At 74.1% G+C, this 20,278-nt stretch carries 16 protein-coding genes and 1 tRNA gene; 10 read left to right on the top strand and 7 right to left on the bottom strand.

Annotated features, from left to right (window positions below; genetic code table 11):
- The first annotated feature begins 203 nt into the window (after positions 1 to 203).
- From JHAT_RS25245 to JHAT_RS25235, 3 genes are read left to right on the top strand one after another with little or no spacing between them, the layout of a single operon-like run.
- Complete coding sequence (locus JHAT_RS25245) at positions 204 to 1,097, top strand: xanthine dehydrogenase family protein subunit M (RefSeq protein WP_077800556.1); 894 nt, start codon at positions 204 to 206, stop codon at positions 1,095 to 1,097.
- A complete protein-coding gene (locus JHAT_RS25240; RefSeq protein WP_077800555.1) occupies positions 1,094 to 3,025 on the top strand; it encodes a (2Fe-2S)-binding protein in 1,932 nt (643 codons plus the stop codon). The genes JHAT_RS25245 and JHAT_RS25240 overlap by 4 nt, the downstream gene beginning before the upstream one ends.
- Entirely contained in the window at positions 3,022 to 5,334 is a 2,313-nt protein-coding gene (locus tag JHAT_RS25235; RefSeq protein WP_077800554.1) for a xanthine dehydrogenase family protein molybdopterin-binding subunit, read from the top strand. The genes JHAT_RS25240 and JHAT_RS25235 overlap by 4 nt, the downstream gene beginning before the upstream one ends.
- A 69-nt stretch (positions 5,335 to 5,403) precedes the next feature.
- On the opposite strand, the gene JHAT_RS25230 is transcribed toward JHAT_RS25235, so the two are convergent.
- Positions 5,404 to 5,475 (bottom strand) — tRNA-Cys (locus JHAT_RS25230).
- Between the two features lie 219 nt (positions 5,476 to 5,694).
- On the opposite strand from JHAT_RS25230, the gene JHAT_RS25225 reads away from it, so the two are divergent.
- The 4 genes from JHAT_RS25225 to JHAT_RS25210 all read left to right on the top strand — a co-directional run bounded on the left by JHAT_RS25225 (position 5,695) and on the right by JHAT_RS25210 (position 10,974).
- Positions 5,695 to 7,152 carry an MFS transporter gene (locus JHAT_RS25225; protein ID WP_077800553.1) on the top strand — a complete coding sequence of 486 codons (1,458 nt, stop codon included), beginning with the start codon at positions 5,695 to 5,697 and terminating at the stop codon, positions 7,150 to 7,152.
- Positions 7,153 to 7,311: 159 nt separating this feature from the next.
- Positions 7,312 to 9,108, top strand: a complete 1,797-nt coding sequence (locus tag JHAT_RS25220) for a DEAD/DEAH box helicase (protein ID WP_077800552.1) — start codon at positions 7,312 to 7,314, stop codon at positions 9,106 to 9,108.
- 302 nt (positions 9,109 to 9,410) lie between these two features.
- A complete protein-coding gene (locus tag JHAT_RS25215; RefSeq protein WP_077800551.1) occupies positions 9,411 to 10,061 on the top strand; it encodes an IclR family transcriptional regulator in 651 nt (216 codons plus the stop codon).
- 121 nt (positions 10,062 to 10,182) lie between these two features.
- Positions 10,183 to 10,974 carry a S16 family serine protease gene (locus tag JHAT_RS25210; RefSeq protein WP_077800550.1) on the top strand — a complete coding sequence of 264 codons (792 nt, stop codon included), beginning with the start codon at positions 10,183 to 10,185 and terminating at the stop codon, positions 10,972 to 10,974.
- A gap of 24 nt (positions 10,975 to 10,998) precedes the next feature.
- Here the strand turns inward: JHAT_RS25210 and JHAT_RS25205 are convergent, their stop codons facing one another.
- Genes JHAT_RS25205 through JHAT_RS25185 form a run of 5 tightly spaced genes read right to left on the bottom strand, consistent with a single transcriptional unit; the run spans position 10,999 to position 15,240 of the window.
- Positions 10,999 to 11,964, bottom strand: coding sequence for a glycine betaine ABC transporter substrate-binding protein (locus tag JHAT_RS25205; RefSeq protein WP_077800549.1), 966 nt, complete (start codon positions 11,962 to 11,964; stop codon positions 10,999 to 11,001).
- On the bottom strand, positions 11,961 to 12,818 hold the full coding sequence (locus tag JHAT_RS25200; RefSeq protein ID WP_077800548.1) for an ABC transporter permease: 858 nt from the start codon (positions 12,816 to 12,818) through the stop codon (positions 11,961 to 11,963). The genes JHAT_RS25205 and JHAT_RS25200 overlap by 4 nt, the downstream gene beginning before the upstream one ends.
- Positions 12,815 to 14,086, bottom strand: coding sequence for a betaine/proline/choline family ABC transporter ATP-binding protein (locus JHAT_RS25195; RefSeq protein ID WP_077800547.1), 1,272 nt, complete (start codon positions 14,084 to 14,086; stop codon positions 12,815 to 12,817). The genes JHAT_RS25200 and JHAT_RS25195 overlap by 4 nt, the downstream gene beginning before the upstream one ends.
- Positions 14,079 to 14,726: an ABC transporter permease gene (locus JHAT_RS25190; RefSeq protein ID WP_077800546.1), complete on the bottom strand. Its 648-nt coding sequence runs from the start codon at positions 14,724 to 14,726 to the stop codon at positions 14,079 to 14,081. The genes JHAT_RS25195 and JHAT_RS25190 overlap by 8 nt, the downstream gene beginning before the upstream one ends.
- A gap of 28 nt (positions 14,727 to 14,754) precedes the next feature.
- Positions 14,755 to 15,240: an Lrp/AsnC family transcriptional regulator gene (locus JHAT_RS25185; protein WP_077800579.1), complete on the bottom strand. Its 486-nt coding sequence runs from the start codon at positions 15,238 to 15,240 to the stop codon at positions 14,755 to 14,757.
- 125 nt (positions 15,241 to 15,365) lie between these two features.
- Here JHAT_RS25185 and hppD point away from each other — a divergent pair, with 125 nt between their 5' ends.
- Positions 15,366 to 16,511, top strand: a complete 1,146-nt coding sequence (gene hppD / locus JHAT_RS25180; protein ID WP_077800545.1) for a 4-hydroxyphenylpyruvate dioxygenase — start codon at positions 15,366 to 15,368, stop codon at positions 16,509 to 16,511.
- 28 nt (positions 16,512 to 16,539) lie between these two features.
- On the opposite strand, the gene JHAT_RS25175 is transcribed toward hppD, so the two are convergent.
- Positions 16,540 to 17,952, bottom strand: coding sequence for a lipopolysaccharide assembly protein LapB (locus JHAT_RS25175; protein ID WP_077800544.1), 1,413 nt, complete (start codon positions 17,950 to 17,952; stop codon positions 16,540 to 16,542).
- A 258-nt stretch (positions 17,953 to 18,210) separates the two neighbouring features.
- Here JHAT_RS25175 and JHAT_RS25170 point away from each other — a divergent pair, with 258 nt between their 5' ends.
- Positions 18,211 to 19,629, top strand: coding sequence for an FAD-binding oxidoreductase (locus JHAT_RS25170; RefSeq protein WP_077800543.1), 1,419 nt, complete (start codon positions 18,211 to 18,213; stop codon positions 19,627 to 19,629).
- 208 nt (positions 19,630 to 19,837) lie between these two features.
- A partial coding sequence (locus JHAT_RS25165) for a DUF2510 domain-containing protein (protein WP_143660500.1) occupies positions 19,838 to 20,278 on the top strand: 441 nt, incomplete at its 3' end.

The following is a 20,278-nucleotide window of genomic DNA, read 5'->3' as shown; positions in this document are numbered from 1 at the left end:
GGTAAACCTCCCGCACCGTCCACCGACGGGAATCCCGGACGAAAACGGATCATCCCACCGACGAGGTGGGCGAACGTCTCCTAGCGGACCCCCGCGTTCGGGCCCTGCGAAGATGTGCCAGAGTTGCCACGTCCGCCCTGTCAGGCCGTACCGTACGGCAACACGGGCGGGACCAGGTGGGACAGCGGGAAGGGGCAGTCGGTTTGACCACGCACGCACCGCAGGCGGCGCAGGCCGTCACGCTGCCCACGACCCTGGACGAGGCCGTGGCGGCGCTCGCGGCCATGCCCGCCGCCGTGCCGGTCGCGGGCGGCACCGACCTGATGACCGCCGTCAACTCCGGGCAGCTCAGGCCCGCCGCGCTGGTCGGCCTCGGACGCATCAGCGAGATCCGCGGCTGGCAGTACCAGGACGGCCACGCCCTGCTCGGCGCCGGACTCACGCACGCCCGCATGGGCCGCCCCGACTTCGCCGCGCTCATCCCGGCGCTGGCCGCCGCGGCGCGTGCCGCCGGCCCGCCGCAGATCCGCAACGCGGGCACCCTGGGCGGCAACATCGCCTCCGCCGCCCCCACCGGGGACGCGCTGCCCGTGCTGGCCGCGCTGGAGGCGACGCTGATCATCGCGGGCCCGGGCGGGGTCCGCCGGGAGACGCCGGTCTCGCACCTGCTGGCCGGCATGGAGATGCTCCGCGCGGGCGAGCTCATCGGTTACGTGCGCGTGCCGCTGCTGCACGCGCCGCAGGTCTTCCTCAAGGCGACCGGCCGGACCGGGCCGGGCCGGGCGACGGCGTCCGTGTCCCTGGTCCTCGACCCCGCCCGGCGCGGCGTGCGCTGCGCGGTCGGTGCCATCGCGCCGATGCCGCTGCGGCCCCTGGAGGCCGAGCAGTGGGTGGCCTCGCTCATCGACTGGGACAACGGCCGCGCGATCGTCCCGGAGGCCCTCGCCGCCTTCGGCGAGTACGTCGCCGCCGCCTGCGTCCCCGACGCGGCCCCGGCCGAGGACGGCTCCGTGCCGCAGCTCCCGCCCGCCGTACTGCACCTGCGGCGCACCGTCGCCGCGCTGGCCCGACGAGCACTGGGGAGGGCGCTGTCGTGACCGACGACCAGCACGGAGAGGGCACGCCCCAGGGCGGCGGCCGCTGGGACCCGCTGCCTCAGGGCGACTACGACGACGGCGCGACCGCCTTCGTGAAGCTCCCCGAGGGCGGCATCGACGCGCTGCTGGCCTCGTCCGACAGCCCGCTCGCCGCGCCCGGGCACGGCTACGTGCCGCCGCAGATCACGGTCGCGCCCGCCACCACCGCCGGGACCGACCCGGCGGCCACCGGCAGCTGGACGATGCCGTCCGCACCCGTCGACGGCACGCAGTGGCACGCCCCGGACGCCGGGGGGCAGCACGGCGCCCACGAGCCCGCCGGACAGCAGTACGCCGGGCACCAGGAGCACACCGGCTACGTGCAGCAGGACCCCTACGGCCAGGCCGCGGGGTACGACGTGAACGCCGGGCAGGGCGACCGGTTCGCGTACCCGGACGCCACCGGCCGGTGGGACTTCTCCGACGCCGCCGCACAGGGCGCGGCACCGGCCGTCGAGCCGGGGCGCGAGGCGCCCGGCCAGGACGTCACCGGACAGTGGTCCATCCCCGTCGCCCAGGGCGATCTCCCGGACGAGTCGGGCGAGTTCACCGCGTCGTCGCTCGCCGAGCAGTGGGGCGGCACCGCACCGGCGACCCTCCCCGGCGGCGCCCCGGCGCCCTGGGCGGCCCAGCCGTGGGCACAGGGGCCGGCCGAGCCGGACCGCTCCGGCGACGACCACGACGCCGCGCCCGCGCCTTCCCCCGACCCCGCGCCCGCGCCCGCGCCCTCTCCCGCCCAGGCGGCCGGCGCGTACCCGGAGGTGCCGTCACAGGACGGGACGGCGACCCGCGAAGCGGCGGCCGACGAAGCACCGGACGACGCGACGGCCCCCGACGCGACGGCCCCCGACGAGGAACCGGCCGACGAGGCGGCGCCCCGCGAGCCCCCGGAGGCAGCCCCGGAGGCAGCCCCGGAGGCCGAGGAGGAGGCCCCCGAAGGCCCCGCCGAGCCCTCCGCGGCACCCGCCGGGGCCACCGGGGACGAGGAGGCGGAGCCCGGACCGGAGGCTCCCGAGGAGGCTTCCGCGGACGCGGACGCGGACCCGGCGGCCGCGCACGCGGCGGAGGACGACGAGCCGCGTCCGCAGCCCCCGGCGGACCCCGCCGCCCCCGCCGAGCCGGTCCCCGCCGGTCCGCACGACGAACACCCCCTCGCCTCCTACGCGCTCCGCGTCAACGGCACCGACCGCCCCGTCACCGACGCGTGGATCGGCGAGTCCCTGCTGTACGTGCTGCGCGAACGCCTCGGCCTCGCGGGCGCCAAGGACGGCTGCTCGCAGGGCGAGTGCGGGGCCTGCAACGTCCAGGTCGACGGACGGCTGGTCGCCTCCTGCCTGGTCCCGGCCGTCACCGCCGCCGGCAGCGAGGTGCGCACCGTCGAGGGCCTGGCCGTCGACGGACGGCCGTCGGACGTGCAGCGGGCGCTCGCCCGGTGCGGCGCGGTGCAGTGCGGTTTCTGCGTGCCCGGCATGGCGATGACCGTGCACAACCTCCTGGAGGGCAACCCCGCGCCGACCGACCTGGAGGCCCGGCAGGCCCTGTGCGGCAACCTGTGCCGCTGCTCCGGCTACCGGGGCGTCCTGGAGGCGGTCAGAGAGGTCGTCGCCGAGCGCGAGGCCCACTCCGCGGCCGAGGCGGCCGAGGCGGCCGACGCGGCAGGGGCGGACGCCGACGAGCCCCGCATCCCGCACCAGGCGGGCCCGGGCGCCGGCGGCGTCAACGCGGCGGCGTTCGCGTCCCCCGGGCCGCCCGGGACCCCGGACGCACCCGCACCGCACGACCAGCCGTACGACGCGCCCCCCTACGAGGACCAGCCCTACGGCGACCAGCCGTACGGGGACCAGCCCTACGGCGACCACCCCCACGGCCAGGACGGAGGCCACGCGTGAGCAACGAAGCCGCCACCGCCGAGGCCGCGGGAACGACCGGGGCCGTCCCCGTCCCCGAGCCGGCCCCGCACGGCCTCGGCGCCTCCCTGCCGCCCGCCGACGCCCGCGCCAAGACCGAGGGCACCTTCCCGTACGCCGCCGACCTGTGGGCCGAGGGCCTGCTGTGGGCCGCCGTCCTGCGTTCGCCGCACCCGCACGCGCGCATCGTGTCCATCGACACCAGCCACGCGCGCGAGATGCCCGGCGTCCGCGCGGTCGTCACCCACGAGGACGTGCCCGGCACCCCGCTGCACGGCCGCGGCCGGGCCGACCGCCCCGTGTTCGCCTCCGACGTCGTGCGCCACCACGGCGAGCCCATCGCCGCCGTCGCCGCGGACCACCCGGACACCGCCCGGATGGCCGCCGCCGCGGTCATCGTCGAGTACGAGGTGCTCGACCCGGTCACCGACCCCGAGCAGGCCTTCGAGGCCGAGCCGCTGCACCCCGACGGCAACCTGATCCGGCACATCCCGCTGCGGCACGGCGACCCGGAGGCGGTCGGCGAGGTCGTCGTCGAGGGCCTGTACCGCATCGGCCGTCAGGACCCGGCCCCCATCGGTGCCGAGGCCGGCCTCGCGGTGCCGCGCCCCGACGGCGGCGTGGAGCTGTACCTGGCCTCCATCGACCCGCACGGCGACCGCGCCACGGCCGCCGCGTGCTTCGGCCTCGAACCCGAACGGGTGAAGATCGTGGTCACCGGTGTGCCCGGCGCCACCGCCGACCGCGAGGACCAGGGCTTCCAGCTGCCGCTCGGCCTGCTGGCGCTGCGGACCGGCTGCCCGGTGAAGCTGACCGCCACGCGCGAGGAGTCCTTCCTCGGCCACGCCCACCGCCACCCCACCCTCCTGCGCTACCGCCACCACGCGGACGCCGAGGGCCGGGTGGTCAAGGTCGAGGCGCAGATCCTGCTCGACGCGGGCGCCTACGCCGACACCTCCTCCGACGCCCTGGCCGCCGCGGTGGCGTTCGCCTGCGGCCCGTACGTCGTCCCGAACGCCTTCATCGAGGGGTGGGCGGTACGCACCAACAACCCGCCCTCCGGCCATGTGCGCGGCGAGGGGGCCATGCAGGTCTGCGCCGCGTACGAGGCGCAGATGGACAAGATCGCCAAGAAGCTGGGCCTCGACCCGGCCGAGGTGCGGCTGCGCAACGTCATGGCCACCGGCGACGTGCTGCCCACCGGCCAGACCGTCACCTGCCCCGCGCCCGTCGCCGAACTCCTCCGGGCCGTCCGGGACTTCCCCCTCCCCGCCCTGCCCAAGGACACGCCCGAGGACGAGTGGCTGCTGCCCGGCGGACCCGAGGGCGCGGGCGAACCGGGCGCGGTGCGCCGGGGCGTCGGCTACGGCATCGGCATGGTGCACATGCTGGGCGCCGAGGGCGCCGACGAGGTCTCCACGGCCACCGTGAAGGTCCAGGACGGGGTGGCGACGGTGCTGTGCGCGGCCGTCGAGACCGGCCAGGGGTTCACCACGCTGGCCCGGCAGATCGTGCAGGAGACCCTCGGCGTCGACGAGGTGCACGTGGCGCCCGTCGACACCGACCAGCCCCCGGCCGGCGCGGGCTGCCGGGGCCGCCACACCTGGGTGTCGGGCGGCGCGGTGGAACGGGCGGCCAAGATGGTCCGCACCCAGCTGCTGCAGCCCCTGGCGCACCAGTTCGGGATGTCGACCGAGCTGCTCCAGATCGCCGACGGGAAGATCACCTCGTACGACGGGGTGCTGTCGACCACCGTCGCCGAGGCGCTGGAGGGCAAGGAACTGTGGGCCACCGCCCAGTGCCGCCCGCACCCGACCGAGCCGCTGGACGAGGCGGGCCAGGGCGACGCCTTCGTCGGCATGTCCTTCTGCGCGATCCGCGCGGTGGTGGACGTCGACGTCGAGATCGGGTCGATCCGCGTCGTGGAGCTGGCCGTCGCGCAGGACGTGGGCCGGGTGCTGAACCCCGCCCAGCTCGCCGCCCGGATCGAGGCGGGCGTCACGCAGGGCGTCGGCATCGCGCTGACGGAGAACCTGCGCGCTCCGCGCGGCCTGGTCCGCCACCCCGACCTGACCGGCTACGCCCTGCCGACGGCCCTCGACGCCCCGGACATCCGCATCGTGAAGCTCGTCGAGGAACGGGACGTGGTCGCGCCCTTCGGCGCGAAGGCGGTCAGCGCGGTGCCGGTGGTGGCCTCCCCGGCGGCCGTCGCCTCCGCCGTGCGCGCGGCCACGGGCCGCCCGGTCAACCGCCTCCCGATCCGGCCGCAGGCCGCGGTGGTCACCGGCTGAGACGGACCGGTACGAACGGGAGGAGGGGCGGCACCCCGCGCGGGTGCCGCCCCTCCTCCGTGCCGGTCGAGGCCGTGGCGGGATTCGAACCCGCGTCACTCGCTTTGCAGGCGAGCCCCTGGGCCACTCGGGCACACGGCCGTGTTCCGGACTCCTCGCGGGGTCCGTGCCGAACGCGGTGACTCGACCGTACGGCTGTGCGGGAAAGGGGCTCAAGGGTTCCGGAAGGGCCGCAACGCGACTGCCACACGCCGTTCACGAACGGGCCGGACGCCGCGTGCGGTCGTACGACCAAGGTCCCGGTCCCGTACCGCCTCCCGACAGGGGTCAAGGCGGGCTGCGGACCTTACTCTGGCCACCATGACCCTCCCTGACCCGCGCGACACCGACGTCGCGGACCCCGCGGGCCCCGGCCCGGCCACCGGGTTCGCCGCCCGCCCCGACACCGTGCTGAGCCGCGCCTACCGGGCGCTGAGCATCGGCATCGTCTCCGTGGTGGTGCTGATCGCCTTCGAGGCGACGGCGGTCGGCACGGCGATGCCGGTCGCGGCACGGGAGCTGGACGGGGTGTCGTTGTACGCGTTCGCGTTCTCGGGGTACTTCACGACCAGCCTGTTCGGCATGGTGCTCTCCGGGCAGTGGTCCGACCGACGGGGTCCGCTGGGGCCGCTGACCGGTGGGATCGCCGCCTTCGCGGCCGGGTTGCTGCTGTCCGGGACGGCCGGTGCGATGTGGCTGTTCATCCTCGGGCGGGCCGTGCAGGGGCTCGGCGGCGGGCTGGTGATCGTCGCGCTGTACGTCGTCGTCGGGCGGGCCTACCCGGAGCGGTTGCGGCCCGCGATCATGGCGGCGTTCGCGGCGGGCTGGGTCGTGCCGTCGGTCGTCGGGCCGCTGGCCTCCGGCGCCGTCACCGAGCACCTCGGCTGGCGGTGGGTGTTCGTCGGCATCCCGGTGCTGGTGGTCTTCCCGCTGGCGCTCGCGCTGCCGCAGATACGCAGCCGGGCGGCGGGCCCGGTGGACGGAGCGGAGGCGCCGGCGTCCTTCGACGGCCGCCGGATCCGCCTCGCCCTCGGCATCTCCCTGGGCGCCGGACTCCTCCAGTACGCCGCCCAGGACCTGCGCTGGATCTCCCTGCTGCCCGGCGCGGCCGGCGTGGCGCTGCTCGTCCCCGCCGTCCTCGGCCTGCTCCCGCGCGGCACCTACCGGGCGGCGCGCGGCCTGCCCTCCGTCGTCCTGCTGCGCGGCGTCGCCGCGGGGTCCTTCATCGCCGCCGAGTCCTTCGTCCCGCTGATGCTGGTCACCCAGCGCGGCCTCAGCCCGACCCTCGCCGGACTCTCCCTGGCGGCGGGCGGCGCGACCTGGGCGGCCGGTTCCTGGCTCCAGTCCCGGCCGCGCATGGAGCCGTACCGGGAGCGTCTGATGGCCCTCGGCATGCTCCTGGTCGCGGCGGCCATCCTCACGGCGCCCAGCGTGCTGATCGACGCCGTGCCCGTCTGGACGGTCGCCGTCGCCTGGGGCTTCGGGTGCCTCGGCATGGGCCTGGTGATCTCCTCCACCAGCGTGCTCCTGCTCAAGCTCTCCGCCCCCGAGGAGGCGGGCGCCAACTCCGCCGCCCTCCAGATCTCCGACGGCCTGTCCAACGTGGTCCTGCTGTCCGCGGGCGGCGCCGCCTTCGCGGCCCTCGGCGGCGGCACGGTGACCCACGCGGCCACCGGGGCCACCGGCTCCCACCCGGCCGCCTTCGCGGCGGTGTTCCTGCCGATGGCGGCGGTGGCCCTGGCGGGGGTGTGGGTGACGACGCGGCTGCGGGAGCGGTGAACCGCGAACGGCCGGGGCTCGCGGGGCGGACGCGACGGCTGTGACGTCCGTCCCACCCGGGGGTGACCCGACCCGGCGGGCGCGTCGATCGCGTCGGGCCGCCGGTAGGGTGGCCCGGTTGTCATACGTGGCCGAGCCGTTCTACCCCTTTCGGAGACCGTGACTACCACCGCCAGCCCCAGCACCCCGCACCACCTCTCCCCGGCCTTCCCCGGCCGTGCCCCGTGGGGCACCGCCAGCAAGCTGCGGGCCTGGCAGCAGGGGGCGATGGAGAAGTACCTCCAGGAGCAGCCCCGGGACTTCCTGGCGGTTGCCACCCCCGGCGCCGGAAAGACGACGTTCGCGCTGACGCTGGCGTCCTGGCTGCTGCACCACCACGTCGTGCAGCAGGTGACCGTCGTCGCGCCCACCGAGCACCTGAAGAAGCAGTGGGCCGAGGCCGCGGCCCGGGTGGGGATCAAGCTGGACCCCGAGTACAGCGCGGGCCCGCTCGGCCGCGAGTACCAGGGCGTCGCCGTCACGTACGCCGGTGTCGGCGTCCGGCCCATGCTGCACCGCAACCGCGTCGAGCAGCGCAAGACCCTCGTGATCCTCGACGAGATCCACCACGCCGGTGACTCCAAGTCCTGGGGCGAGGCCTGCCTGGAGGCCTTCGAGCCGGCCACGCGGCGCCTGGCGCTGACCGGTACGCCGTTCCGGTCCGACACCAACCCGATCCCCTTCGTCACGTACGAGGAGGGCAACGACGGCATCCGCCGCTCCGCCGCCGACTACACCTACGGCTACGGTTCCGCGCTCGCCGACGGCGTCGTGCGCCCCGTCATCTTCATGAGCTACAGCGGCAACATGCGCTGGCGCACCAAGGCCGGTGACGAGATCGCCGCCCGGCTCGGCGAGCCCATGACCAAGGACGCCGTCAGCCAGGCCTGGCGCACCGCGCTGGATCCGCGCGGCGAGTGGATGCCCGCCGTGCTGCGCGCCGCCGACCAGCGGCTCACCGAGGTCCGCAAGGCCATCCCGGACGCCGGCGCCCTCGTCATCGCCGCCGACCAGGACTCCGCCCGCGCCTACGCCAAGCTGCTCCGCGAGATCACCGGTGACAAGGCCACCGTCGTGCTCTCCGACGACGCCGGCGCCTCGAAGAACATCGACACCTTCAGCCGGGGCACCGACCGGTGGATGGTCGCCGTCCGCATGGTGTCCGAGGGCGTCGACGTGCCGCGCCTCGCGGTCGGGGTGTACGCCACGACCATCTCCACGCCGCTGTTCTTCGCGCAGGCCGTCGGCCGCTTCGTGCGCTCCCGGCGGCGCGGCGAGACCGCCTCCGTCTTCCTGCCGACCGTGCCCGACCTGCTCACCTTCGCCAACGAGATGGAGCGCGAGCGCGACCACGTCCTCGACAGGCCCAAGAAGGAGGGCGAGGAGGACCCCTACGCCGAGTCCGAGAAGGAGATGGACGAGGCGAACCGGGAGCAGGACGAGGACACCGGCGAGCAGGACATGCTGCCCTTCGAGGCGCTGGAGTCCGACGCCGTCTTCGACCGGGTCATGTACAACGGCGCCGAGTTCGGCATGCAGGCCCACCCGGGGAGCGAGGAGGAGCAGGACTACCTCGGCATCCCCGGGCTGCTGGAGCCCGACCAGGTGCAGCTGCTGCTCCAGAAGCGGCAGGCCCGGCAGATCGCGCACAGCCGCAAGAAGCCCGACGACGAGGCCGACCTGCTCGAACTGCCCGCCGAACGCCGCCCGGTGGTCTCGCACAAGGAGATGATGGAGCTGCGCAAGCAGCTCAACACCATGGTCGGCGCCTACGTCCACCAGAGCGGCAAGCCGCACGGGGTGATCCACACCGAACTGCGCCGCGTGTGCGGCGGCCCGCCCAGCGCCGAGGCCACCGCCGGGCAACTGCGCCAGCGCATCGCCAAGGTGCGGGAGTGGGCGACGCGCATGAAGTGACACGGTGGGGTGGGGGAACCACGGCGCGTGGTGCACGTATGAGGACAAACACGGTCAGTTCCGACCGGTTACTGACCGGATTCTGGACGGAGCCTTCCGCTGAGCGGACCGGCTCGCTACTGTCCCGCTACGCACACGCCCCGTGGCAGCGCCGCCGCGGAGCGCAGCCGTGAAGCGACTGGGCCCGGGCACAAGGCCGGGCCGTCAGCCGACCGGCGGCCTCTGAAGCGCGTGACCGACGGGACTCGGTGACGCATCCGCCGTGAGGGGGCCGCCGACCTCACCACTAAGGAGTGGGCGTCGTGACCGCGGAGACCTCTCAGACGCTCGACAGGGGACTGCGTGTCCTCAAACTGCTGGCCGATACGGACCACGGACTGACCGTCACCGAGCTGTCCCACCGACTGGGCGTCAACCGGACCGTCGTGTACCGGTTGCTCGCCACGCTGGAGCAGCACGCGCTCGTCCGCCGCGACCTGGGCGGACGTGCCCGGGTCGGGCTGGGGGTGCTGGGACTGGGCCGCCAGGTGCACCCGCTGGTGCGCGAGGCGGCGATGCCGGCGCTGCGCTCGCTGGCCGAGGACATCGGGGCGACCGCCCACCTGACGCTGGTGGACGGCGCGGAGGCGCTCGCCGTGGCCGTCGTCGAGCCGACCTGGACGGACTACCACGTGGCCTACCGGGCCGGGTTCCGGCATCCGCTGGAGCGGGGGGCCGCGGGGAAGGCGATCCTGTCGGCCCGGCAGCAGGGCGCCGTGGCGGAGCCGGGGCCCGGGTACACGCTGACGCACGGGGAGCTGGAGGCGGGGGCGTGCGGGGCCGCGGCGCCGTTGCTCGGGGTGACGGGGGTGGAGGGCAGCGTGGGGGTCGTGATGCTGTCCGACGTGGTGCCGGAGCGGGTGGGGGCGCGGGTGATGGAGGCGGCACGGGAAGTGGCGGAAGCGCTGCGGTGAGCGCGGGCGGGCGCGGGTGGGCGCCGGGGCCCCTCCGGGGGAGGCGTCCCGGCGGCCCGCCCCGCCCCGCGCCCGTGACTGCCCGCGCCGCGCCGGTGCGGGGGCACGTTAGATTGACTCCGTGCTCTCTCGTCTCACGCGGCCCAAGGCGGTCGCCGTCTGCGCCCTGCCCGTCGTGGCGCTGTTCGCCACCGTGGTGTTCGCCCCCCTGCCGTTCGCCGTCGCGCAGCCGGGGTCGACGGCCGACGTGCTCGAGAAGTACCAGGGCAACGAGGTGATCAGGATCTCGGGCGCGCCGACCCGGGACACCGAGGGCCAGCTGCGGATGACGACGATCGTGGCGACCGGCCCCGACGCCAGGGTCTCGCTCGGTGACGTGCTGGGCAACTGGTTCGACACCGAGCGGGCGGTCATGCCCCTGGACGCCGTCTACCCCGAGGGCGACGACGTCGAGGAGATCGAGAAGTACAACCTGGACCAGATGCGCGAGTCCCAGGACACGGCGACGACGGCCGCGCTGGACTACCTGGACCTCGACCCGTCCGACGTGGACGTCCGGCTGGACCTGGGCGACGTCGGCGGCCCCAGCGCCGGCCTGATGCTCTCCCTCGGCATCGTCGACAAGCTGGCCGGCGACGGCAGCGGAGGCGACCTGACCGGCGGCCGGACCATCGCCGGCACCGGCACGATCAGCGCCGGCGGCAAGGTCGGCGCCGTCGGCGGCGTGCCGCTGAAGACGCAGGCCGCCCGGCGGGACGGGGCCACCGTCTTCCTGGTGCCGAAGGCGGAGTGCTCGGACGCGCGGGCCGAGCTGCCCGAGGGGCTGCGGCTGGTCCCGGTGACCTCCCTGAAGGGCGCGGTCGACGCGCTGCGGTCCCTGAAGTCGGGCAAGGGCCGGGTTCCCTCCTGCTGAGCAGCGCTTCCTGCCGAGCGGCGCTCAGCCCTCCTTCACGAAGCCCTTCTCCTTCATCCAGTCCAGCGCCACCTGGTGCGGGTCCTCCCCGTCGACGTCGACCTTCGCGTTCAGGGTCCGCGCGACGTCGTTGGTCAGCGCCTTGGTGACGGGGGCGAGGACGGAGGCGATCGCCGGCCACTTCTCCAGGGTGTCGGTCCTGACCATGGGCGCCGCGTTGTAGTTCGGGAAGAACTTCCTGTCGTCCGCCATCACCACCAGGTTCATCGACTTGATCCGCCCGTCGGTGGTGAAGACCTCGCCGTAGGTGCAGGCGCCCTTCGCCGTCTGGGTGTAGATGATCCCGGTGTCCATCTGGGTGATGTTCCGCTGCGGGATGCTCATCCCGTAGGTCTTCTCCAGGCCCGGCAGGCCGTCCGCGCGGTTGGCGAACTCGCCCTCCACGCACAGCGTCACGGCGGCGGGGTCCTTCTCGGACAGCGCGGCCACCTGCGACAGCGTCCTGGTGCGGTACCTGCGGTGGTTGGCCTGGTTCATCGCCAGCGCGTAGGTGTTGTTCATCGGCGCCGGCGGCAGCCACGTCAGCCCCTTCCTCGCGTCCGCGTCCCGCACCGCCTCCCACTGCCGCCGCGGGTCGGGGATCGGCCTGCTGTTGCCGAGGTAGGTGATCCAGGCGGTGCCCGTGTACTCGTACGTGGCGTCCGCGTCGCCGTTCTCCACCGCCGCGCGGGTGCCGACGGAGCCCTGGATGCCGGTGCGGTCGAGCACCTCGGCCCCGGCCGCCTCGAAGGCGATGCCCATGATCGCGCCGAGGATCAGCTGCTCGGTGAACTCCTTGGAGACGACGGTGAGGTCGGCGCCCTCCAGGGGCCGGCCGCGCCCGATCGTGCCGGGCTCCACGTCGTCCACCATGGGGGAGCCGCTGGTCAGACCGCAGCCGGAGGCCGCCACCAGGACCGCCGCGGCCAGCAGGCACGCGCGCCGCCTCATGTGCCCGCCTCCAGGCCGCGCGGCCGCAGCAGCAGTTCGGCGAGCGAGGCCAGCCAGTCCACCAGCAGCGCCAGCGCGACGGTGAGGACCGAGCCCAGCACCAGCACCGGCATGCGCTGGCTGGTGATGCCGGTGGTGATCAGGACGCCCAGACCGCCGCCGCCCCCGAACACGGCCAGCGTCGCCGTGCCGACGTTCAGCACGAGGGCGGTGCGCACCCCGGCCAGGATCAGCGGGACGGCCAGCGGCAGTTCCACCCGGGTCAGCACGTCCATCGGGGACATGCCGATCCCACGGGCCGCCTCCAGCAGCGTGGGGTCGTTGGCCCGCAGGCCCGCGATGGTGTTGGAGAGCACCGGCAGGACGGCGTAGACGATGATGCCGATCAGCGCGGAACGGCGGCCGATGCCGAGCCAGATCACCAGCAGCGCCAGCAGGCCCAGGGCCGGTGTCGCCTGACCCATGTTGGCGAACGCCATCGCCACCGGGGTGGCCTTCCGGAACGTCTTGCGGGTCAGCAGGATCCCCAGCGGAATGGCGATGATCAGCACGAAGAAGGTGGAGATCGCGGTCAGCTGGACGTGCTGCCACAGCGCCTTGGTGACCGCGCCGTTCGCCAGGGCGTTCTCGCTGAGCGCGTCCAGCTCGGCCTGCCGGAACCACAGCCAGGTCGCCAGCAGCACCGCCCCGAGCACCGCGGGCAGGACGATCAGCTTCCGCCAGGTGATCCGCCGGGCGGTCCGGGCGGGCCCTGCCGGGCGGGGCCCGCGCTCCCCGTCGTCGCCGTCCGGGGCGGTGAGCGTCCCGTCGCTCCCGCGCCCGCCCTCGTCCTGCCGGCCCGTCGGTGACCTCACGCCTTCGCCGCCCCTCCGAACCCCTCCTGCTCGGAGTGCGTCCGGTCGGCCCGGGCCTCCTCCAGGTCGTGCCGGTGCTCCAGCGCGTCCAGCCGGTCGGCCTCCAGCAGCTCCTGCACCGAGTTCATCAGCGTCTCCATGTCGACGACGCCCGTGTACTCGCCGCGCCGCCCGGTGACCGCGACCCGCCCGGTGTTGTCGGTCAGCACCGCCTCCAGGGCGTCCCGCAGCGTCGCGTCCCGGGTCACCGTGTCGGTGACCAGCGTCCCGGCCCGCGCGAGGGAGCCCTTGGCCCGCATCAGGTCGCCGCGCCGCAGCCACTTGTACGGGCGGCCGCGCCGGTCCAGCAGCAGGACCTCGTTGGTGCCGCCGTCCCGCAGCCGGTCGAAGATGTGCTGGAGCGGGTCCTCCACGGACACCGTCGGACAGTCGGTGATCCCCACGTCCCGCACCCGGGTCAGGTTCAGCCGCTTCAGCGCGGCCCCGGCGCCCACGAAACCGGAGACGAAGTCGTCGGCCGGGTTGGTGAGGATCGCCTCCGGGGTGTCGAACTGGGCGATGTGGGACTGCTCGCGCAGTACCGCGATCCGGTCGCCCAGCTTGATCGCCTCGTCGAAGTCGTGGGTGACGAAGACGATGGTCTTGTGCAGCTCGCGCTGGAGCCGGATCAGCTCGTCCTGGAGGTGGTCCCGGGTGATCGGGTCGACCGCGCCGAACGGTTCGTCCATCAGCAGCACCGGCGGATCCGCCGCCAGCGCCCGGGCCACGCCGACCCGCTGCTGCTGGCCGCCGGAGAGCTGGCGGGGGTAGCGGTCGTGGAACTCCCCGGGGTCCAGCCCGACCAGGTCGAGCATCTCCTCCACCCGGGACCGCACCCGCGCCTTCGACCAGCCGGTCATCCGGGGCACGAGCGCGATGTTCTGGGCGACGGTCATGTGCGGGAAGAGGCCGGAGGACTGGATCGCGTAACCGATCGTCCGGCGCAGCCTCACCGGGTCGATGTCGGTGACGTCCTCGCCGCCGATGCGGATGCGTCCGCCGCTCGGCTCGATCAGCCGGTTGATCATCTTCAGGGTGGTGGACTTCCCGCACCCCGAGGGGCCCACGAAGATGACCGTCTCGCCCGCCTTGATCTCCATGGAGACGTCGTCCACCGCGGGCAGCGGGCTGCCGGGATAGCGCTTGGTCAGGTTCTCCAGCTCGATGGTCGCCCCCGTGGCGCCCGTGGCTCCGACGGGGGCGGTCCCGGTCCCGGACGTCTCAGACACGGATCCCCCGGGAGATGGTCAGCCGGCCCAGCAGGACGTAGGCGGCGTCGAACAGCAGGGCCAGGACGATGATGCCGAGCGTGCCCGCGAGCACCTGGTTGAGCGCGTTCTTGCTGCCCAGCGACGCGATCCCGCGGAAGATCTCGTTGCCGAGGCCGGGGCCGGAGGCGTACGCGGCGATCGCGGCGATGCCCATCAGCATCTGCGTCGAGACCCGGATGCCGGTGAGGATCGGCGGCCAGGCCAGCGGCAGCTCCACCTTCAGCAGCCGCGCCACCCGCGACATCCCGATGCCCCGGGCCGCGTCCACCAGCGCCGGGTCCACGCCGCGCAGCCCGACGATCGCGTTGCGCACGACGGGCAGCAGCCCGTACAGGGTCAGCGCGGTCACCGTCGGCGGCACGCCCAGCCCGACGACCGGGATGAGCAGGCCGATCATGGCCAGCGACGGAATGGTCAGGATGGTGGAGGTGGTGAGCGTCGCCAGGTTGCCCGCCCAGTCGCTGCGGTAGGTGACCACGCCGATCAGCACCCCGAGGACGGTCGCGGCGACCATGCACTGGAAGACGGCGCTGGCGTGCTGGTAGGCGTCGGCGAGCAGCTGCTGGTGGCGGCTGCCGAGGAACTCCCAGAAGTTCACGTCCGCTCACCTCCGGGTTCGGGCGGTCTCACTCGCGTCGTCGGCCGTGGTCCTCGGCCGCCTGCTCCACCAGCGGGATGATCCGCAGCGGAACCGGGTTCTCCATCACGATCGCCGTGGCGGCCCGGACGATGCCATCAAAACCGACGACGCGGTCGATCACCCGCTGGAGATCGGCGTTCGAGCGGGCCACCAGCCGGCACAGCATGTCCCCGGTGCCGGTCGTGGTGTGCAGCTCCAGTACCTCCGGCACGGACGCCAAGTGCGCCCGGACGTCGGGCCCTTGACCCTGCCGGATCTCCAGCGTCGCGAACGCCGTCACCGGGTAGCCGAGCGCCGCCGGGTCCACGTCCGGACCGAATCCGCGGATGACTCCGTTCGACTGAAGCCGGTCCAGCCGCGCCTGCACCGTGCCGCGTGCCACCCCCAGGCGCCGGGACATCTCCAGCACCCCGATCCGGGGCTCCCGCGCCAGCAGTCCGATGATCCGCCCGTCGAGACGATCGATCCCCATCTCCCCGCCCTCCCGGCTGGTCATCCTGTACAGATCGCCCGCCGCACCCGGCGTTTCCCTGGGCAGACTGCCCAGTGAAAACGCAAACTATTGCGCACCTTGCGGGCGCGGGAGACCCTGCGGCCATGACGCAGACCACACACCACACTCCCGACACCGCCCGGCAGGCCGACCCCTTCCCGGTCAAGGGAATGGACGCGGTCGTCTTCGCCGTGGGCAACGCCAAGCAGGCGGCGCACTACTACTCCACCGCCTTCGGCATGCAGCTGGTCGCCTACTCCGGACCGGAGAACGGCAGCCGCGAGACCGCCTCGTACGTCCTGGAGAACGGCTCCGCCCGCTTCGTGTTCACCTCGGTGATCAAGCCGGCCACCGAGTGGGGCCGCTTCCTCGCCCAGCACGTGGCCGAGCACGGTGACGGCGTCGTCGACCTCGCCATCGAGGTCCCGGACGCGCGCGCCGCCCACGCCTACGCCGTCGAGCACGGCGCCCGCTCGGTCGCGGAGCCGTACGAGGTCAAGGACGAGCACGGCACCGTCGTCCTCGCCGCCATCGCCACCTACGGCGAGACCCGCCACACGCTGGTCGAGCGCACCGGCTACGACGGCCCCTACCTGCCCGGCTACGCCGCCGCGAGCCCGATCGTCGAGCCGCCCGCGCAGCGCACCTTCCAGGCCGTCGACCACTGCGTCGGCAACGTCGAACTCGGCCGCATGAACGAGTGGGTCGGCTTCTACAACAAGGTCATGGGCTTCACGAACATGAAGGAGTTCGTGGGCGACGACATCGCCACCGAGTACAGCGCGCTGATGTCCAAGGTCGTCGCCGACGGCACCCTCAAGGTCAAGTTCCCGATCAACGAGCCCGCCGTCGCCAAGAAGAAGTCCCAGATCGACGAGTACCTGGAGTTCTACGGCGGCGCCGGCGTCCAGCACATCGCGCTGAACACCAACGACATCGTGCAGTCCGTGCGCACGATGAAGGCGGCCGGCGTCGAGTTCCTGGACACGCCCGACTCGTACTACGACACGCTCGGCGAGTGGGCCGGCGAGACCCGCGTCCCCGTCGAGATCCTGCGCGAGCTGAAGATCCTCGTCGACCGCGACGAGGACGGCTACCTGCTGCAGATCTTCACCAAGCCGGTCCAGGACCGTCCGACCGTCTTCTTCGAGATGATCGAGCGCCACGGCTCCATGGGCTTCGGCAAGGGCAACTTCAAGGCCCTGTTCGAGGCGATCGAGCGCGAGCAGGCCAAGCGCGGCAACCTCTGACGACCGCGAGCGGCTGTCGGGGCGGGTCCTACCGGGGCGGGTCCTCCAGGGAGGGCTCGCCCAGCTCCGCCAGCGCCCGCCTCGCCTCGGGCGCCCGCAGCGGGGAGAAGTACGGGTTGATCACCAGCGCTTCCCGCAGGTGCCGTCGCGCGGGCCCGTACCGCCCCAGCGCCCGCTCGGTCATCCCCCGGTGGAACAGGTACAGGGCGTTGCGCGCCTCGCCGCCGTGCTCGCCGTCCGTCGCGATCGACGCGAACCGCAGCGCCTCCTCGTGCTCACCGGTCCGGTACAGCGCCCAGCCCAGGGCGTCGGCCACCTCGACGCCCGGCTGCCGCTGCCACTCGGCCTCCAGCGCCTCCACCGCCGCCCCCGCGTCCCCGTGGTCCGCCTCGAACCGCCCCACCACCAGCTCCTCGTCCGCCCCCGCCTCCTCGGCGTCCCGCACCTGTCTGCGCAGCAGGTCGAACTGCACGCGCGCCGCCTCCTCCAGTCCCAGCGACTGGTGGAGCTCGCCCAGCTCCAGCGCGTACTCGGGACACGGCCGCCTGGCCAGCGCCGCCTGGTAGGCGTTCATCGCCTCCGTCGTCCGCCCCAGCGCCGCCAGCGCCCTGCCCTCCCCGGCCTGCGCGGCCCGCTGGTCGGGGTCGGTGCGCAGCGCCTCCCGGAAGTACCGCAGCGCCCCCTCGCGGTCCCCGCGTTCGAACGCCAGCCGCCCGGCCTGCTCCAGGTACGCCGCCCGCTCGGCCGGCGCCGTGGCGAGGGCCACCGCGTCGGAGAGCTTCGCCTCCGCGTCGTCCTGCCAGCCCCGGTTCCGGTAGACGGCGGCGGCCCGCGCCCGTACGGCGGGCAGGCCCGGGCGCAGCTTCCTCATCCGGTCCAGGGCCCGCCCCACGGCCTCGTGGTCGCCGAGCCCGGTGTACGCGTCGATCAGCACCGCGTGCGTCGTCCACCGCTTCGGCGCCAGCTTCAGCGCGCTCTCGCCCCACTTCCGCGCCTCGGGGAAGTCCCGCCGCTCCACCGCCAGCGCCGCCAGCGACTCCAGGGTCTGCGGATCGTTCCGCGCCCCCACCTTCAGCGACGTGCGCAGCGCCTTCTCGGCCTTCGGCCAGTTCGCGGCGGTCGCGGTCCGCCGGCCCTGCTCCACGTAGGCCGCGCCCAGCACCGCCCACGCCCGCCCGTCCAGCGGATGCGCCCGCAGGTGCCGCTCCCGGTCGCCGATCAGCAGGGCCAGATCGGGCAGCGCGGCCGGCACCCCACCGGTGACCGCGCCGCGCGCCTGCGCCGCCGCTCCCGGCGCGGGCGGGGGAGCGGAGCCCCGTTCCCCCGGCAGCAGCACCAGCACCCCGCCGAGGACCACGCAGCCGGCGGCGGAGGCGATCAGCGCCCGGCGCGCCCGCCGCTTCCGCGGGCCCGGCACGACGCTCGACGTCCGGATGTCCATGCCCCTCACTGTGCGTCAATATGACAAGCGTCCCGGGCAGGCGAAGGGTGCCGTCGGTGGGGTTCACACCGATGGCCCCGGGTGCGACGCTGTGATCTTGGCTTCTTCTCCTCGTGACCGAAGGGGCCCACGGCTCGCGCCGTGGGCCGTGCCGCGGGTCGTGCCGCACGGGGAGCACCGTGTGGAGGAGGGGGAGAAGCGGTCCGCGGAAGCCGATCTCTCCCCGGCCCGGAGGCCGGGGTTTCCCGGAGGGAACCCATGAGCCGTATCGAAGCGCCCCGCGACGAGGACGACGCAGCCCCCGCGGTCACCGGCACCCTCGTCGACCGGCTGCGCGCCGCCCTGCCCGCCGAGGCCGTCCTCACCGACCCGGACGTCACGGCCTCCTACGCCAACGACATGGCGAGCTTCTGCCCGGCCGGCGCCCCCGCCGTGGTCGTCCTGCCGCGCACCGTGGAGGACGTCCAGCACGTCATGCGCACCGCCACCGAGCTGCGCGTCCCCGTCGTCCCGCAGGGCGCCCGCACCGGCCTGTCCGGCGCGGCCAACGCCACCGACGGCTGCATCGTGCTGTCCCTCACCAAGATGGACCGCATCCTGGAGATCAACCCGGTCGACCGCGTCGCCGTCGTCGAACCCGGCGTCGTCAACGCCACGCTCTCCCGCGCGGTGAACGAACACGGCCTGTACTACCCGCCGGACCCCTCCAGCTGGGAGACGTGCACCATCGGCGGCAACATCGGCACCGCCTCCGGCGGCCTGTGCTGCGTCAAGTACGGGGTGACCGCCGAGTACGTCCTCGGCCTCGACGTCGTCCTCGCCGACGGCCGCCTGATGTCGACCGGCCGCCGCACCGCCAAGGGCGTCGCCGGGTACGACCTCACCCGCCTGTTCGTCGGCTCCGAGGGCTCCCTCGGCATCGTCGTGCGGGCCGTCCTCGCGCTGCGGCCCAAGCCGCCCGAGCAACTGGTGCTGGCCGCCGAGTTCGCCTCCGCGTCCGCCGCCTGCGACGCGATCTGCCGGATCATGGAGGGCGGACACGTGCCGTCCCTCCTCGAACTGATGGACCGTACGACCGTCAAGGCGGTCAACGACCTCGCCCACATGGGCCTGCCGGAGACCACCGAGGCCCTCCTGCTCGCCGCCTTCGACACCACCGACCCGGCCGCCGACCTCGCCGCCGTCGGCGTGCTGTGCGAGGCCGCCGGCGCCACGCAGGTGGTCCCCGCCGACGACGCGGCCGAGTCCGAACTCCTCCTCCAGGCGCGGCGGCTGTCCCTCACCGCCCTGGAGGCGGTCAAGGGCACGACGATGATCGACGACGTGTGCGTGCCGCGTTCCCGGCTCGGCGACATGCTGGAGGGCGTCGAGCGCATCGCCGCGAAGTACGGCCTGACCATCGGGGTCTGCGCCCACGCGGGCGACGGCAACACCCACCCCACCGTGTGCTTCGACGCGCAGGACCCCGACGAGTCGCGGCGCGCCCGCGAGTCCTTCGACGAGATCATGGCCCTCGGCCTGGAACTGGACGGCACCATCACCGGCGAGCACGGCGTGGGCGTCCTGAAGAAGGAGTGGCTGGCGCGCGAGATCGGCCCGGTGGGACTGGAGATGCAGCGGGCCGTCAAACAGGTCTTCGACCCGCTCGGCATCCTCAACCCGGGCAAGCTGTTCTGACCGTTCCCGCCCGGTGCGCGGGAGCGGGCCCGCGGAACGTCTCCCCGGCGGCCTCCCCGGGCCCGCCGGGCTCCTCCTTCGTGTGAAGGTCCGTGCACGAGGTTGCCCGGAAAGGGGTGCGTACGGCGGGACCGGCCGTACGGGTTGCGCCCGTCTGATAGATGTGGAGGCCCCCAAACCAACCCCGAGCAGATACGGGACGACGGACATGAGCGCCCCAACCCCGGCCCCCGGCGACGACAGACCCCGCGAAGGGTATTACCCGGACCCGTCCATTCCTGGATACGTCCGGTACTGGAACGGTGCCTCCTGGGTGGCCGGCACCAGCCGGCCGGCGCCCAAGGACGGCGAGCCGCTCGCCCCGCCGCCCGGCGTGCGGCCCGCGGCGCCCTCCGTGGAGGAGACCGGACCGCACTTCTTCGACGAGGATCCGGTGGAGGAGCCGCCCGCCGCCGCGTCCCGGCACGGCAGCCGTCCGGAGCCCGCCTCCGCCTGGGGCGCCGACCGGACGGGGCGGCCCGGGAGCGGCCGGGTCGCGTGGCCCGGCGCCCAGGGAGCCGACCCGAGGGTGCCGCACGCGCGGACCGGGCCCGGCGACGGGACGGGCGACGGGGCGGGCCGGGCGCCGTCCGGTCCCGCGGCCGCGCCG

Source organism: Streptomyces sp. JHA26 (genome assembly GCF_002005565.1).
Classification (GTDB): Bacteria; Actinomycetota; Actinomycetes; order Streptomycetales; family Streptomycetaceae; genus Streptomyces.
Note: the sequence above shows the minus strand (reverse complement) of the source record. Positions and strands in the feature narration are given on the sequence as shown.

Excerpts from the sequence above, each read along its gene's own strand:
- JHAT_RS25225 (WP_077800553.1), top strand. The coding sequence starts at position 5,695 with ATGACCCTCCCTGACCCGCGCGACACCGACGTCGCGGACCCCGCGGGC.
- JHAT_RS25205 (WP_077800549.1), bottom strand. The coding sequence starts at position 11,964 with ATGAGGCGGCGCGCGTGCCTGCTGGCCGCGGCGGTCCTGGTGGCGGCC.
- JHAT_RS25185 (WP_077800579.1), bottom strand. The coding sequence starts at position 15,240 with ATGGGGATCGATCGTCTCGACGGGCGGATCATCGGACTGCTGGCGCGG.
- hppD (WP_077800545.1), top strand. The coding sequence starts at position 15,366 with ATGACGCAGACCACACACCACACTCCCGACACCGCCCGGCAGGCCGAC.
- JHAT_RS25175 (WP_077800544.1), bottom strand. The coding sequence starts at position 17,952 with ATGGACATCCGGACGTCGAGCGTCGTGCCGGGCCCGCGGAAGCGGCGG.
- JHAT_RS25170 (WP_077800543.1), top strand. The coding sequence starts at position 18,211 with ATGAGCCGTATCGAAGCGCCCCGCGACGAGGACGACGCAGCCCCCGCG.